Annotated in this window: 14 protein-coding genes; 13 read left to right on the top strand and 1 reads right to left on the bottom strand. The window is 66.9% G+C overall.

The features are described 5' to 3' along the window. Nucleotides 1–214 precede the first annotated feature (214 nt). The 8 genes from OK345_RS12805 (at nucleotide 215) to OK345_RS12770 (ending at nucleotide 9,943) form a co-directional block, all read left to right on the top strand. Nucleotides 215–619: a DUF4124 domain-containing protein gene (locus OK345_RS12805; protein ID WP_265128378.1), complete on the top strand. Its 405-nt coding sequence runs from the start codon at nucleotides 215–217 to the stop codon at nucleotides 617–619. A gap of 185 nt (nucleotides 620–804) precedes the next feature. Further along, nucleotides 805–2,385 (top strand): AAA family ATPase, encoded by a 1,581-nt coding sequence (locus OK345_RS12800; protein WP_265128377.1) that lies wholly within the window; start codon nucleotides 805–807, stop codon nucleotides 2,383–2,385. Further along, on the top strand, nucleotides 2,382–3,380 hold the full coding sequence (locus tag OK345_RS12795; protein WP_265128376.1) for a hypothetical protein: 999 nt from the start codon (nucleotides 2,382–2,384) through the stop codon (nucleotides 3,378–3,380). The genes OK345_RS12800 and OK345_RS12795 overlap by 4 nt, the downstream gene beginning before the upstream one ends. Nucleotides 3,381–3,388: 8 nt before the next feature. Continuing rightward, complete coding sequence (locus OK345_RS12790; protein WP_265128375.1) at nucleotides 3,389–5,170, top strand: vWA domain-containing protein; 1,782 nt, start codon at nucleotides 3,389–3,391, stop codon at nucleotides 5,168–5,170. Continuing rightward, nucleotides 5,167–6,126 carry a radical SAM protein gene (locus OK345_RS12785; RefSeq protein WP_265128374.1) on the top strand — a complete coding sequence of 320 codons (960 nt, stop codon included), beginning with the start codon at nucleotides 5,167–5,169 and terminating at the stop codon, nucleotides 6,124–6,126. The genes OK345_RS12790 and OK345_RS12785 overlap by 4 nt, the downstream gene beginning before the upstream one ends. A 2-nt stretch (nucleotides 6,127–6,128) precedes the next feature. Further along, complete coding sequence (locus OK345_RS12780) at nucleotides 6,129–6,713, top strand: hypothetical protein (RefSeq protein ID WP_265128373.1); 585 nt, start codon at nucleotides 6,129–6,131, stop codon at nucleotides 6,711–6,713. Further along, on the top strand, nucleotides 6,710–8,059 hold the full coding sequence (locus OK345_RS12775; protein ID WP_265128372.1) for an AMP-binding protein: 1,350 nt from the start codon (nucleotides 6,710–6,712) through the stop codon (nucleotides 8,057–8,059). The genes OK345_RS12780 and OK345_RS12775 overlap by 4 nt, the downstream gene beginning before the upstream one ends. A 999-nt stretch (nucleotides 8,060–9,058) precedes the next feature. After that, nucleotides 9,059–9,943 carry a hypothetical protein gene (locus OK345_RS12770; protein WP_265128371.1) on the top strand — a complete coding sequence of 295 codons (885 nt, stop codon included), beginning with the start codon at nucleotides 9,059–9,061 and terminating at the stop codon, nucleotides 9,941–9,943. Here the strand turns inward: OK345_RS12770 and OK345_RS17770 are convergent. Further along, nucleotides 9,855–10,343, bottom strand: coding sequence for a DUF3693 domain-containing protein (locus OK345_RS17770; protein WP_425510971.1), 489 nt, complete (start codon nucleotides 10,341–10,343; stop codon nucleotides 9,855–9,857). The genes OK345_RS12770 and OK345_RS17770 overlap by 89 nt on opposite strands. A gap of 135 nt (nucleotides 10,344–10,478) precedes the next feature. Between OK345_RS17770 and OK345_RS12765 the strand changes: the two genes are divergently transcribed. The 5 genes from OK345_RS12765 to OK345_RS12745 all read left to right on the top strand — a co-directional run bounded on the left by OK345_RS12765 (nucleotide 10,479) and on the right by OK345_RS12745 (nucleotide 12,718). Beyond that, nucleotides 10,479–10,625: a hypothetical protein gene (locus tag OK345_RS12765; RefSeq protein ID WP_265128370.1), complete on the top strand. Its 147-nt coding sequence runs from the start codon at nucleotides 10,479–10,481 to the stop codon at nucleotides 10,623–10,625. Continuing rightward, nucleotides 10,622–10,792: a hypothetical protein gene (locus OK345_RS12760; RefSeq protein WP_265128369.1), complete on the top strand. Its 171-nt coding sequence runs from the start codon at nucleotides 10,622–10,624 to the stop codon at nucleotides 10,790–10,792. Before OK345_RS12765 ends, OK345_RS12760 begins: the two co-directional genes overlap by 4 nt. Nucleotides 10,793–10,799: 7 nt before the next feature. Further along, nucleotides 10,800–11,894 (top strand): replication initiation factor domain-containing protein, encoded by a 1,095-nt coding sequence (locus OK345_RS12755; RefSeq protein WP_265128368.1) that lies wholly within the window; start codon nucleotides 10,800–10,802, stop codon nucleotides 11,892–11,894. 80 nt (nucleotides 11,895–11,974) lie between these two features. Next, nucleotides 11,975–12,259, top strand: a complete 285-nt coding sequence (locus tag OK345_RS12750) for a single-stranded DNA-binding protein (protein WP_265128367.1) — start codon at nucleotides 11,975–11,977, stop codon at nucleotides 12,257–12,259. A gap of 255 nt (nucleotides 12,260–12,514) precedes the next feature. Continuing rightward, the gene (locus tag OK345_RS12745) at nucleotides 12,515–12,718 is read left to right on the top strand and encodes a hypothetical protein (RefSeq protein ID WP_265128366.1); all 204 of its coding nucleotides are present in this window, start codon (nucleotides 12,515–12,517) and stop codon (nucleotides 12,716–12,718) included. Nucleotides 12,719–14,006 lie beyond the last annotated feature (1,288 nt).

Raw genomic sequence — 14,006 nt, 5'->3', positions numbered from 1 at the left:
GGTAAAGGCTGGAGTCTGCGGCGGCCATTGTTACCCGTCGGTCAAGGCCGTCCCCGGCGCGCGCCCGGTTTTCGACCGCGACGGTCGCCGTCGTGGCATGCGGCAGGGGCTGTCGTTGGAGGGATGCCGCGGGTGGAATCCGGCGAAGCGCCCCCATGGCGAACCGCGCGATGCGTGTCCGGACTATGATCCGGCCATCAGGGAGGAGGGAAACATGGACGTTCGCATGTTGGCGGTCGCGCTGCTGTTCGTCACTTGGGCGGTTCCGGCGCAGCAGGTCTACAAGTGCATCGATGGCAAGGACGTCGCCTACCAGTCGGCGCCATGCGCCAACGGCACCGCGGAAAAGGCGTGGGACGCCCGGCCTGTTCCCGAGGCGTCCCCTGCCGAACAGCTGCGGCTGCACCGCATCGGGCAGGAACTGGCGGCACGCAATCCGCGCGTGTCGCCCCGGCGCCAGGATGCCGGGACCCGGACCGGTGTGCGCGATCCCTCCGGTTCCGGCAGTTGCGCATCGGTCAAGGCGCAGCGCGATGCGGCCTACCAGAGGGTGGGGCTGAAGCGCAGTTTCGAGTTCTCCAGCGCCTGGGACAGCCGGGTGCAGCAGGCCTGTAGATAGATGCTTGGGCACCTCGGACAGTGCAGCGCGTTCCCTGGCTGCCCTGTTGCCGTTCGCAAGGCTCGCGACTTGCGTCGCTCCTACGGGGTTCCGGCTGTTGGCAGGAGCGACGGCGGGCATCGACTGCGCTCCGGAATCGTGGGAAACCTCCTAAACTGATGCGTGACCACCGATCGGGATATCGAGTGCTGCCATTCAATCTGTTCCAGCGGGTCTCGCAGGCGCCGACCAATCCGGGATCCGGACCGGCATCGCGTTCGTTCGATGTGGCCGAGCTGTACGAGGGACCGGTGCAGACCGCGGCCGATGCCGGCCAGGCGCCGCTCCGGCTCGACGAGAAGCTGCGCCAGGCTTACTTCTGGATCGTCAACAACGCGATCATCAGCCCCCACTACGACCTGGAGTACAACAACGGGCCAGCGGCCAGCTTTGCCGTCGGCGACAGCCGCCGGGTGCTGACGCTGCCCTCCGCGCAGAGCTATTCCAGCTATGTGCTGCTGCCGCTGCTGACCTTCGCCACGCGCCGCAAGTGCCTGTTCGTGGGCGGTCCGGGCCGTGGCAAGACGGCCAGCGCGATCCTGATGGGGGTGCTGGCGGGCTATCCGGTGCGCGAGGTGCGCCGCGCGATGCAGCACGGCCATCCGCAGATGACCGTTGCCGACCTGTTGGGCAACCCGCTGCCGGCCGACCTGGTCGCCGCCCAGGACATGCAGGACATCCGCATCGCCTGGCGCAGCTGGCTGGGGATGCGGGTCAAGATCATCGACGAGTACAACCGCATCCCGACCCGCACCCAGAGCGCGCTGCTCACGCTCATGGGCGACAACTACGCGGAGATACTCAACCACGTCTACGAATGCCCCGAGTCGGCCTGGTACCTCACCGCCAACGACGACCGCGGCGGCGGCACCTACCAGGTCATCGAGGCGCTGCGCGACCGCATCGACGTGATCGTGCAGGCGCTGGCGTTCAACCCGCGCTTCCTGGACGAGATGCTGCTGCGCATCGAGGAGAACATCCGTCCCGAGGAAGTCGTGCCGCGGGACATCGTGTTCACCGGGGAGGAGGGCGACCGCCTGCAGCAGGAAGTCCGCGCGGTCGAAGTCCCGCACGACGTGCGCCGCCGCATCGAGTTCTTCTGCAGCCAGTTCGAGCTGATGGAGACCGCCGGCGCGCAGTTCGAGTACCTGACCAAGGACACCGTGCGCCTGGCCGGCGCCGATTGGGCGCAGGCCACCGCCGCCGATACCGGGCGCGACCGCATGAAGGACCTCGGCTGCCAGACCCGCAACGGCCTGTCGGTGCGCAACCTGACCACGCTGCTGGTCTTCGCCAAGGCGCTGGCGTACTTCCGCGGCAACGGCGCGGTGGCGCTGGAGGACGTGCGCCAGATCCTGCCGTTCGTGCTCAACGACAAGCTGCAGCCCGACCTGGACGCGCCGTTCTTCGCGCTGCCGGAGAACGCCGCATTGCGGACGGACCGGCTGAGCTGGCTGCGCGGACTGTTCGACGCCTCCAACGGCGAGTACGACCGCCTGGACCTGGACCGCAACGATCCGGTCGGCGAGCTTTCGGCGCAGTTCGCGCAGGGCCTGGAGGGCGTGAGCGAGCGCGAGACGCGGGCGCGGCTGGCGCGCATCGAGCGCACGATCGAGGAGTGGACGAAGGGGCGCAAGCTCTACGGCCACCTGTACGACGACCTGCTCAAGCTCAAGTACCTGCACCAGCGCTACACCAACTACCTGCATTGGCTGCGGGCGCGATGACGGCATCGGCCGCACTGGCGCGCGTGCTGGCCGCGCAACGCAGCCGCTTCAACCAGCGCGTCGCGGAAACGCGGCACCGGTTGCCGGCGTTCGACACCGCCGCGTTCAAGGCGTTCCTCGTACACCAGGTCGACGCGGTCGCCGTCGCGGTCGATGCGGTCGATCCTGCCGCCACGCCGGAAGCGGTGGCCGTGGCGTACGACATCGGGCTCGACCTCGTCGGCCAGGGACTGGCCGGGCCGGCCGCGCGTCTGCCGTGGGTCGACCTGGCCTGGCAGCGGCTGCCGCCGGCGATTGCCGCGCTCGTCGCCGGATCGCCGCTGCAGGCGCTGGGAACGGTGACCAACGCGGTGGTGCGCATGGGCAGCGTGCCGGGCGCGCGGGTGGAGCAATGGGTCGAACGGATGTCGGCGCTGGCCGGCGGCTGTGCCGACGTCGCAGCATTGCGCCGGCTCGGTGCGCTGTGCGCATGGCGCTGCGGGATGACGCACCTGCGCCGCGGTGCGCTCGAACAGGCGGCGAACCTGCCTCCCGCATTGGCACTCGCCGCGCTGGGCGCGCCGCCGTCGTCGGATTGGGATACGGTCGGCCGGCGCCTGGAAGCACAGCCCTGGTGGAACCCGGGCGCCGACGAAGCGCCGGCGCAGGGCTGGACCGTCGGCGGATTCACCGGCTTGGGCGGACCGTTCGCGGCGCCGCCGCAGGTGCGCGGCGGCGAGGACGGATTCGTCGTCGCCAGCGGCGGCCGGCATCACCTGCTGCTGGCCGATGCCTTCGGCGCGGTGGTACTGCCGGCGACGGCGGCCGAGTTCGAGGGTGCCGCTAGCACGGTATCGCCGAAGGTGCGGATCGCGCCGGAAGGCGTCCACATCGACGGAAGGCCGGTGGCGTTCGACGTTCCGGAGGACGGCCTGCAGGCGGTGAGCAACGCCACCAGCGTGGCCGTGTTCTCGCCGTGGTCGCATCGCATCCGCGTGCTGCCGCTGGCCTCGTGAAAGCCGCCATGCCCGGGATGGAGGCGCTGGCGCCATGGCGCGATGCCTGGGCGGACGCCCTGGCCAGCTGGAGCCGCCACACCCGGCTGCAGGACCCGCGGCTGTGCGGCAGCAGCATCGAGGCGGCCAAGGAAGGGCTGACGGCCAGCTTCGCCATGATCCGCCTGGCCGACCAACGCGTGGTGATCGACCTGGAAGGCGTGGCCCGCTGGGGCCTGGACGGATACGAGGTGGAGATCCTCGCGCACGAGATCGGCCACCACGTGCTGGCGCCGGCTACCGCGACCGACCACGCGCGGCTGCTCGCGCGCATGCGCCGTGCGCTGCCCACGCTGGAAGCGCACGCGCCGATGGTGGCCAACCTCTATACCGACCTGCTGATCAACGACCGCCTGCAGCGCCGGTGCGGACTGCGCATGGCCGACATCTACCGGCAGCTGGCGCTGGCCAAGGGCGGGAGCGGGACGAGCGCGGTGTGGGCGCTCTACATGGGCATCTACGAACAGCTGTGGCAGCTGCCGGCCGGTTCGCTCGGCGGGCCGGTGGAGGATGCCGTCGTGCGCGGCGACGCCTGGCTCGGCGCGCGGCTGGTCCGCGTGTACGCCGGCGACTGGCTGGAGGGCGGCGGCCGCTTCGCGACGCTGCTGCTGTCGCACCTGGTGGAGGACGCGCACGATCCGCGCGTCGAGGCGCTCATGGATACCCGCCACGCGGGGCAGGGCAGCCGTCCCGCCGGCCTGGACCGCATCGAGGAGGACGAGCTGGCGCCGGCGACGCATCCGGCGATGGACCCGCGCATCACCGGCGAAGAACCGCCCGAAGCGCAGGACGTCGCCGGGTCGGGCAAGGCGCCACCGCTGCCGGGAGAGGTGGCCGGCGAGTCGCGCGGGCAGGCGCGCGAGCCGTTCGAGTACGGCGAGATCCTGCGCTCGGCCGGACTCGACCTGAGCGACCACGAGCTGGCCGTCCGCTACTACCGCGAACGCGCCCTGCCGCACCTGATCCGCTTCCCCGCCTCGCCGCAGCCGGAAGCGCTGGAACCGCAGCTGGAGGGCCTGGAACCCTGGGAGCCGGGCGACCCGCTGGATGCGCTGGACTGGATGCAGACGCTGCTGCAATCGCCGCGGGTGGTGCCCGGCCTGACCACGGTACAGCGCAGCTACGGCCTGGCGCCGGGACGCGAGCCCGATCCGCAGCCGGTGGACCTGGACCTGTACGTCGACAGTTCCGGGTCGATGCCCAACCCGCAGACCCATACCTCCTGGCTGGCGCTGGCCGGCGCCGTGGTCGCATTGTCGGCGCTGCGGGCCGGCTCGAGGGTGCAGGCCACGCTGTGGAGCGGCAAGGCGCAGCTGGTGTGCACCGATGGCTTCGTGCGTTCGGAGGACGCGATCCTGCGCGTGCTCACGGGTTTCTTCGGCGGCGCCACTGCTTTCCCCATCCACCGCCTGCGCGAGACCTATGCCCGGCGCACGCCGCACGACCGGGCGGTGCACATCCTGCACCTGTCCGACGACGGCATCACCACGATGTTCGAACGTGACGAGCGCGGCAACAGTGGCTGGGACATCGCCGCGCACGCACTGCGCACCGCGCGTGCCGGCGGCACGATGGCGCTGAACCTGCATGCGCCGCTCGCCGGCACGATGGACTGGCAGGCCGACCTGCGGCGCGCGCAGGTGGAAGGGTGGGACATCCATGCCGTGCGCGACATGGCCGGGCTGCTCGCCTTCGCGCGCGATTTCAGCCGTCGCCACTACGGCGGTGCGGCCGCGGGCAGGGCAGCATGATCGTGCTCTGGCGCATCGCCACGGCCTGCAACCTGGCGTGCGGCTTCTGCGCGTACGACCGCCGGCTGCGCGGTACGCGCCCGCGCGCCGACGCGGTCGAGATAGCGCGGCTGGGCGAGCTGTTCGGCCGCCATCGTGCCGAGACCGGCGAGGAGGTGCTGTTCAGCTGGCTGGGCGGCGAGCCGCTGCTGTGGCGCGAAGTGCTCGCGCTCTCGCGCCGGTTCCGCGAACGACACGGCTTGCGGACGAGCGCGACGACCAACGGCACCACGCTGCACCGGCCCGGCGAGGTGGAGGCGATCCTGGCTTCTTTCGACGAGCTGACCGTCAGCGTGGACGGACTGGCGGCGACGCACGAGCGCCTGCGTGGCTGGCCCGGCGGCTGGAGGCGTTTGGCCGAGGGCGTGCGCCGCCTGGCCGATGCGCGCGCCCCGCGGTTCCGGTTGCGCGCCAACGTGGTGCTGATGCGCGACACCCTGCCCGAGTTCGCGGAACTGTGCGGGCACCTCGCCGACTGGGGCATGGACGAGATCACCTTCAACCAGCTGGGCGGCCGCGACCGCCCGGAATTCCATCCTGCGCAGGCGCTGCGTCCGGCCGACATCGCCGATCTCCGCAGCATGCTGCCCGCACTGGTGGAACGCCTGGCATCGCGCGGTGTGCGCCTGATCGCCGACCCGGCCTACGTGGAGCGGCTGGATGCCACCGCCCGCGGCCGCGCGATTGCCGTCGCCGACTGCGAGTCGCGCCGGCCGAGCCTCTTCATCGATGAGTACGGGCGGATTGCGCCGTGCAGCTTCACCCTCGCCGAGTATGGCGTGCCGACCGGATCGCTGCGGACCGTCGGCGACGTGGCGATGCTGCGGGCCCGCCTTTCCGGCGCGCGCCGCGCGATGCCGGCCGGCATATGCGCGGATTGCCCCTCCACCCAGGTTTTTGCCAAGTTCGGGACATGAACATGTCGAACGGCCCTTCGCTCGAACTGCTGTTGCGCCGGCTCGTGGACACGCCGGCCGATTTCCTCGACCCGCCGCGCCGGGGCAGGGCAGGGACGCTGCACGTCGCCGCGGTGGTCGCCGATGTGCTGGCGCTGCGGGGTTGCCGGCCGCCGCGCACGCTGCTGGCCACGCTGTCCGGCGAACTGCCGGGCGTGCCGGAGAACCAGCTTGCGCTGGCGGCAGTGGTGGCCTGGCTGCTGGCCGACGAGAGCGCCTGGCGCGCGTGCCGGACGGCGGCAACGGAGCTGCCGGCGCTGTTCTCAGAGGCGGTCCCGGCGCTGGCCGACGAAGCCAAGGCGGCGCGCTACGTGTTCGAGCCCGATCGCCGCGAGGAACTCGCGCGTACCGTCGTCGCCCGCCTGGGGCTGGTGCCGGCCGGCGAGACCCCGGAGCAGGCGGCCGACCGCCTGGCCAGCCTGAGCGGCGTCGAGCGGCGCCGGCTGCTGGATGCCAGCCGCGCCGCCGAAGCGCGGGCACGCGCGATCCGCGAGGCGCTGGCGCGCAAGGCCGCGCAGGAGTCGGCGGACAAGTGGACGCGCGAGTGACGCCGGAACCGACCGACGCGGACCGCTACCCGACCTTGAGCGATGCCGGGCGCGCCGTGTTGGAGCGGATGAGGGAACACCCGGCCGCGCCGGTCTTCCGCAACCGCAGCGGCAACCGCCTGCTGCACGAGGAGGTGCAGGCGCTGCGCGAGTACCAGGCGAGGATGGCGGACGCCCCGATCGGCTGGGTGCCTGGACGCGCCCCGGAATGGTTGCCCTCGTTCGTGGATCAGGTGTTCCGGGAGGTGCCGTACTACCGGGCGCAGGTGCGGCCCGGGGAGTTCGCGGCGATCGCCCCGGTCGGCCGCGCGGAACTGTCGGCCGACATCGCCCGCTTCGTGCCGGATCCGGTGCCGCTGGAGCGGATGATCAACTTCAGCACCACCGGCACCACCGGCCATCCGCTGGTGCTGCCGTCGCACCCGGTGGTGGCCGGGCGCTATCTCGCCTTCCACAAGCGCGCCATGCGCCGCGCGGGCATCGAGTTGCGGCATGGTCGCGGCGAGGTGGGGGTGATGCTGCTGGGCCACCAGCGCCGGTGCTTCACCTACGTGTCGGTGACGCCGACGATGGACGAGTCGGGGCTGGCGAAGATCAACCTGCATCCGGACGACTGGCGCGACCCGGACGACCGCGCGCGCTACCTCGATGCGATGCGCCCGGAGGTGATCGCCGGCGACCCGATCTCGTTCGCCACGCTGCTCGCATTGCCGGTCCGGCACCGCCCGCGCGCCTTGATCTCGGTCTCGATGGCTCTGTCGCCGGCGTTGCGCGCGCGCCTGGAGGAACGCTTCGGTTGCCCGGTCCTGGATGTGTATTCAATGAACGAGGCCGGCCCCCTCGGCGTGTACGACGCGACGGCCGGCGGACACGTGCTGCTGCAGCCTTGCATGTACGTGGAGATCCTGGATGCGGCGGGGCGGCCGCTGCCGCCGGGGGAGGTGGGCGAGATCGCCCTGACCGGCGGCTTCAATTTCTGCCTGCCGCTGCTGCGCTACCGCACCGGCGATCGCGGGGCATTGGAAGCCGGACCCGACGGCCCGGTGATCCGGCACCTCCAGGGCCGGCGCCCGGTGCGCTTCCTCACCGCCGATGGCGACTGGATCAACAACATCGACCTGACCCATGCGCTGGCTGCCTTGCCGCTGTCGCGCTACGTCGTGCACCAGGCGGCCGGCGGCAGCGTGTCGCTGCGCTTGCCGGCAAGCGAGATGCACTGGGCCGACCAGGCCTCCGTCCGGTTGTCGCAGGCATTGGCGGGCCGGGATGTGACGGTCGTGGAGCTGTCCGGCGACGACAAGGTGCTGCAGTACACCTCGGATCTGGCCGGGGCGATGGAGGCGTGAGTCTGTCGGGGGCGAGGACGGGTTCCAGCGGATGCCGGGACCGGAAAAGCCAAGGAGGCTTCGATGGGGCATCGCGTCCTGGAATGTCCGAAAAGGCGCCTGTCCGACCCGTCTCAGTAGTCTGCTGAAACTGTCATCTGGATACGCCGTCTGGCGCATCCGCCCAGTGCGCATGTCGGGTGCAGGATATTGAACAGGTTGCAAGAGCGGCGCCGGATCAATGCCCTGGTCCAGGTTCGACAGCAGACTGGAATGCACCACGAGCGCGTGCCGCCGGGAGTCGCTGGGATCGTGGGGATACGCCAGCCTTGGATTGCCTGGCCAGGATGGAAACGGCGTTTTTTACTATAAGAATGGGCAGGGAGTGACCTTGGCCGAGCGGAATGAAGTGTTTTCGGGTCAGCGGTAGATAATGCGGCGAGACATGGGGCGAGCCGATCACGGGCTGTCTTCGTGAGCCAGTTGAGCTTGTTTGTCTTGAATGCCTGGAGTGCGGATTGGATGGGAAGCGCAGGTTCAATTCATGCGCTCCCGATACGGCTGGAAGTGAAGTCCGAGACTTACCGGACGCTTTGAGGTGTGACGGCAGGAGATTGTTTTGCTTGCAGGCACTGCCGCCATACGGGACAAGGGGGCTCGGGTTCCATCGAGTAATCCTTGTGTCAAGCGAATGATCCAGGCGATTGCTGTTAGAAGGGAAGGCGCTTTGGCGGGGCGGTATGGATTCGGGGCAGCCTCGTTGTGGTTGGGGGAGGGGGCGATAGTCGAGGCCCTGTAATGGGTCCTGTATCTTCGGGCAAGGCTGGTAGCCCAAGTAACTCGAAATGCCATCCGTTGGTCCAGCTGTCCGGTGAGCCGCTCGCGAAAGGTGATGAAGTGGGGCAGCCGTTGATCACGAAACTCTCACACTGCCTTGTTCAGCATTCATATTGGTAGGGCATTGGGGAGATGCTCCCGATGCGCCGAACTACGGAGCCGGGGTGCAGGTTGATCAGCGCAATGACACGAGCCTGGGTGATCTTGCTGTTAATCGGCTGCTCCATACTGGGTGACAGCCATGCGCAAGATCACGTCGATGGCGACGATCTGCCACTGGGCAGCGTTGTGGTGCGCAAGGAGTTGGTGTCGGTCAACAACAGCCGGTACGTCGATGGGCTGAACGTGTTGCCGGGCGATCTGCTGGAATACGAGATAAGCGTCAGGAACCGCGCCAGCCATCCGGTCACTCTCGCACCCACCGACATATACGAAGTCCTGCCTGCCCATGCCAGCGCACTGGCCGGCCCGCGACGCACGCCGAACAGCTTCGCCTGCGCCGTCGGCAGCGACCGGTGCCCGTTGACGCAATCCGTCAAACTTGCGGCGGCAGGACGCGACGGCGACGAAGTCGTGCTCCATTTTGCGATGAAGCTGGCCACGGATCTGCCGACGGACCTGCATGAAATCGTCAACCAGGTGCAGGTCAAGGGAGCGGACTGCAGCGGTGAAAGTCGTTGCACCGCATCCGTTGGCGTGGGCGAGCGGACCTCTCGCCTGGATACGACGGTTCCGCGTGGCCCCAGCGATCAGGTGTCCACGGCAGGCGTGCAGCCTTCGGCCCGTCCACCGAGACCGCCGGCGACGGCACGGCCGGTTTCGTCGATCTGCAGGCTTGCCGATCCCAATTCCAAGGGGCGACACGTTTCGGAAATCTGCTGGTTCGAGTTCGCCAATGTTGGGGGTCTGCTTGAGGGGGGCAACCCGGGCTCTACCCGCGACTATGAGTTCGTTCTGCCCGACGGATCGCACGTCAAGTTCACCATTGGGGTATTTGCTGGGAGCAAATGGGGCAAGTGCCGGGAGAAGATGGGGCAGTTCCGCGGCGGCAATCAACTTGATCCATAGCCAAATCCAGCGCAGCCGGGCGCGCATCGACCGATATGTTTTTTCGCATAATGTATACCTCGGACTGCGCATCAACGCCCGCTGTAGCCGCTTGTGCGTGTCCTGGAAGGGCGAGCCCCATCGCCATCACTAGGGCCATCGCAGTGGCTGCCAGCTTGCGCCAGACGGCCTTTTCCTCGCGGCTGATGGCTCGAGCTTCACCTATCACCCCCAGCACGCGCGCAAGTGGAACGCCAGTTAGGCCGGCCAAAGTTGCGCAAACCACCGCGTCTGGGTGAGAAACGCCCTTTCGATAGTTACTGATCGCGGATGGCCGCACGCCGAGTCTCGGCGCTAAGTCCTTGTCGTAGCTCACTCCGCAGGCTTCTTTAGCCTGGTCAAGTAGCGAATTGACGTCCATACGATTCAAGGCCCTTGATTTTCAAAGTTCAAGGGTATTGAATCATGCCCGCGATCCAAGGGCCTTGGATCGCCCCGCCCCGGCGTCCCCCTACGTCGCGGGCGGGCACTTCGGGGCAAGGGGGCAGGGGTCCGCATGGATATCGAACGTCTCGCGAGCTATCCGCTCTGGAAGCTCTACCGCGCCCGCAAGTCGTGGCGCCGCGCCGGCAACGCTGACCTGGTCGCTCTGGCGGAAGAGGCCATCGAGCGCCGCATCCTCGCCCTGGGGTTGACGCCTTGAGCGCCGTTGCCCTGGTTCTCGCGCTGCTTGGCTCCGTGATCTGCATCGCGTTCGGCGTTGCCCGCCTCTTCGGTGCGATCCTTGATATTCGTGATGCGTCACGTTACCGGGAGTTTCGCGCCCAGCAGCTTGTTGCCATGAGCCGCGCTGAGGTGCGCCGTGGCTGATGCCGTTATGAGCTACAGCGCTCGCGAGGCGGCTTTCTGGGGCCGTGCTGGTGCCATAGAACACCACTTTTCCGGCCTCACCGCAGGGATACAGGACGCCGCAGGGCCGGCGGAGCCGGTTGGCCCGAGCAGTAACACGGGCCAAAAGTCTCCGAAGGCCAGCACGCTCACCGCGCCATTGATTGATTTCTGCACCCTGGTCTTCGACACCGAAAAGTCCGCCAAGCTGTTCCGGCGCATGAGCATGAGCGATGTGGTGCGCTACGTGTTCGGCACGGGCGACTCCATCGTCGTTGGCCCGTTGATGGACCGTGTCTTGAACGTGCGCTACCCGCGCAGCGCCACGTTGATCGATTGCACGTCCTCGGTGGCCGGCAAGGTCGGCGTTACCGACTCCGGCGAGGTCTGCATCGTCCTGTCCGGCCAGGGCTGCCAGCACGTCCCGAACTGGAACTGGGTGCATCAGGTCGCAACCGACCTGGGCGCCCACCTCACGCGCCTGGACATCGCGGTCGATGACTTGACCGGCGAAACCTTCGACATCCATCGCTTTCACGATCTCTATCTCAACGGAGCGTTCGCCATGAACGGTAGGCCGCCGCAAGGCTCTTTCGTGGATGACATGGGCAGTCGGAAAGGCTGCTCGCTGTACGTCGGCCAGAAGGGACACAAGCAGCTCAACGTGTATGAGAAGGGCAAGCAGCTGGGCGACCCGGACAGCGGGCACACGCGTTGCGAGCTTCGCCTATACGCAAAGCGGACGGAGTTGCCGCTCGATGCCCTCATCAACCCCGGCCGGTATTTCGGCGGTGCATACCCGGTGCTGGAAGAGTTGGTGATCGGCGAGTTCGAGCGCCTCAAGGTCAAGGAACGCATGGTCAACGCCAGTGTCAAGGCGATGGCCAAGTTCATGCGCACGCAGGTCGGCACACATTTCGGTGCGCTGCTCGATGCTGTGGGCGAGGAGCGAACCATTCGCATCATCGCCGACTACATGTCGCGCCCTGGTCGACCTGGGCGCTTCAAAACCGTGACCGGGGATTACCTCGGCTACGTCAAGAACCAGTTGGACGAACTGTTCCCTTCGGACGTTGCGGCCTAGCTGGGGCACCGTCCCGCGGAGCGGGGCGGGGCCGTTTAAATCGTGATCCGTCACAAAATCCAATCCAATCGGAGATATCCATGAAAGTCACCATCACCAGCACGCAGGTTCAGGAAAAGTCGTGGCGCAAGGACAACCGTTCCGGCGTCATCCGCACCCAGCAGGCAATCGCCGAATGCCCGAAGTTCCGTCAAAGCATCAAGCTCGACCTGGGCAGCGCTGATGCCTACCCGGTCGGCGAATACAACTGCGACCTTGAGGATTCGTTGAACGTGAACCAGTTCGGCGACCTCAAGCTCGGCCGCCTGGTGCTGGTCAATGCCAAGCCGTCCATCGCCGCTGCGCCGGCAGCCAAGTCGGCCTGACGGGAACCTATCGCAATGGAAGACACCGTTCTTGTCGCGCACTGCAAAGCATCGGATTTCGATGCCGCAACGCAAACCTGCGCGGCTGTCTTCTGGGGTCCCACGTCTAGCTTTCCGCCTCCCATGAGCGTGGGCGAGGGCATCCAGGTATCGGCGGTGATCGCTGGTGCATGGGCCATCGGATACATGATCCGGCAGTCGCGACGCGCTGTCGGAGCGTGAGGCATCCAACCATCACCAATCGAGGAAATTTCAATGGAAAAGCTCAAGAACCTGTTCTACACCGGCAGCGCGTTCGCTGCGACCGCGATGCTGTCGGCCCCGGCGTTCGCCGGCGAGCTCGCTGATGCCGTCACCGATGGCGTGGATCGCGCCGAGCTGATGCTGATCGGCGTGGCCGTGCTGACCGTTGCGGGCCTCATCTTCATGATCCGCAGCGGCAAGAAGGCTGCCAACTGATCCATGTTTCAAGGGCGGGGCAGGGCGACCTGCCCCTTGCTCTTTCTGAGGGGAGCTTTTTGTGGCTTACGCCGGCTATTTCGTGATGATTGGACTTCTGGGGGCGCTGTGGCTCGCGATCGACAGCTGAGCTTCCCCCGCATTATCGCTGCTGCACTTCTAGCGCTGCTTAGTGCTGGTGTTGCGCAGGCAGCTGATCAGGGTGAGGCATTCGCGGCATGTACGGCTCGAATTGATGCTGTTCGCCCGTCTGCTCCTGACCGTGTTTATGTCTGCGAGCATCAGCCGAATTCAGCCAATCCTCTCAACGGGGGATATGCATGTAAGCGCAGCACTGGAGGGCCATCTCAGGAGCCGACAGCAAACTGCCCGGCTCCTTTTTATTATTCGTACACGGGCACTTGTGCTGGCCGTTCTGACTACAACGGCGCATATCCGTACCAGCAATTTGGCCGCCCTCGCAATGGAAGTTTCACTTGCTTTAATGGTTGCACGGAAGTGTGGCGTGATAGCGGCGATGGCACTTTCAAGGGTAGTTATGGTGTGAGCATCGTCTGTAAGACCCCGCAGAATGATGCTGATTGCAAGTCGCAAGGCGGTCCAGACTACTACTACAACGCTCACCTGAAATCCTGCGAACCTCAGCTTCCCGATTCTTGTGAGGACGGGAAGGAAAAAGACGCTTACGGTAATTGTGTTGAGTCGACGTGCCCCGCTGGCATGAAGCAGCAAGCCGATGGCACCTGCGCGAACGAGAAGAACGAGTGTCCAGCAGGTGAGGTTAAGGCGCCATCGGGTGCGTGCCTGCCTGGTGATGGTCAGTGTGCTGTCGGGGAAGCGAGGGGCAGGGACGGGACATGTAAGCGCGATGCTGACGGTGATGGCCAGCCGGATGAGGGGGAGGACGATGGCGAGACCAAAGAGGCCTTCAGCGGCGGCGATAACTGTAATTCTCCGCCTTCCTGCAGTGGCTCGCCCATCATGTGTGGTCAGGCCCGCATTCAATGGCGCATTGACTGCAATACACGAAAGAATCGCAACGTCTCCGGTGGCCACTGTGCTGCGGAGCCCGTTTGCACAGGGGAGAAGTGCGACGCCGTCGAATATAACCAGCTGCTCATGCAATGGCGTAGCGCTTGCGCTCTGGAAAAGATCGCCCAAGGCGGCGGCGACGTCCCCCCGGTTTTGAGTAGCGCGGCGATCTGGAGTCCAATTCCCCAGAGTAAGGAGATTGGACGTGAAGAAGCGCTTTTCCGAAGAGCAGATCATCGGCTTCCTGCGTGAGGCC

Source organism: Xanthomonas chitinilytica (assembly GCF_026107455.2).
GTDB lineage: Bacteria > Pseudomonadota > Gammaproteobacteria > Xanthomonadales > Xanthomonadaceae > Stenotrophomonas > Stenotrophomonas chitinilytica.
Note: the sequence above shows the minus strand (reverse complement) of the source record. Positions and strands in the feature narration are given on the sequence as shown.

Excerpts from the sequence above, each read along its gene's own strand:
- OK345_RS12780 (WP_265128373.1), top strand. The coding sequence starts at position 6,129 with ATGTCGAACGGCCCTTCGCTCGAACTGCTGTTGCGCCGGCTCGTGGAC.
- OK345_RS12785 (WP_265128374.1), top strand. The coding sequence starts at position 5,167 with ATGATCGTGCTCTGGCGCATCGCCACGGCCTGCAACCTGGCGTGCGGC.
- OK345_RS12795 (WP_265128376.1), top strand. The coding sequence starts at position 2,382 with ATGACGGCATCGGCCGCACTGGCGCGCGTGCTGGCCGCGCAACGCAGC.
- OK345_RS12745 (WP_265128366.1), top strand. The coding sequence starts at position 12,515 with ATGGAAAAGCTCAAGAACCTGTTCTACACCGGCAGCGCGTTCGCTGCG.
- OK345_RS12750 (WP_265128367.1), top strand. The coding sequence starts at position 11,975 with ATGAAAGTCACCATCACCAGCACGCAGGTTCAGGAAAAGTCGTGGCGC.
- OK345_RS12770 (WP_265128371.1), top strand. The coding sequence starts at position 9,059 with ATGACACGAGCCTGGGTGATCTTGCTGTTAATCGGCTGCTCCATACTG.
- OK345_RS12805 (WP_265128378.1), top strand. The coding sequence starts at position 215 with ATGGACGTTCGCATGTTGGCGGTCGCGCTGCTGTTCGTCACTTGGGCG.
- OK345_RS12765 (WP_265128370.1), top strand. The coding sequence starts at position 10,479 with ATGGATATCGAACGTCTCGCGAGCTATCCGCTCTGGAAGCTCTACCGC.
- OK345_RS12790 (WP_265128375.1), top strand. The coding sequence starts at position 3,389 with ATGCCCGGGATGGAGGCGCTGGCGCCATGGCGCGATGCCTGGGCGGAC.
- OK345_RS17770 (WP_425510971.1), bottom strand. The coding sequence starts at position 10,343 with ATGGACGTCAATTCGCTACTTGACCAGGCTAAAGAAGCCTGCGGAGTG.
- OK345_RS12755 (WP_265128368.1), top strand. The coding sequence starts at position 10,800 with ATGAGCTACAGCGCTCGCGAGGCGGCTTTCTGGGGCCGTGCTGGTGCC.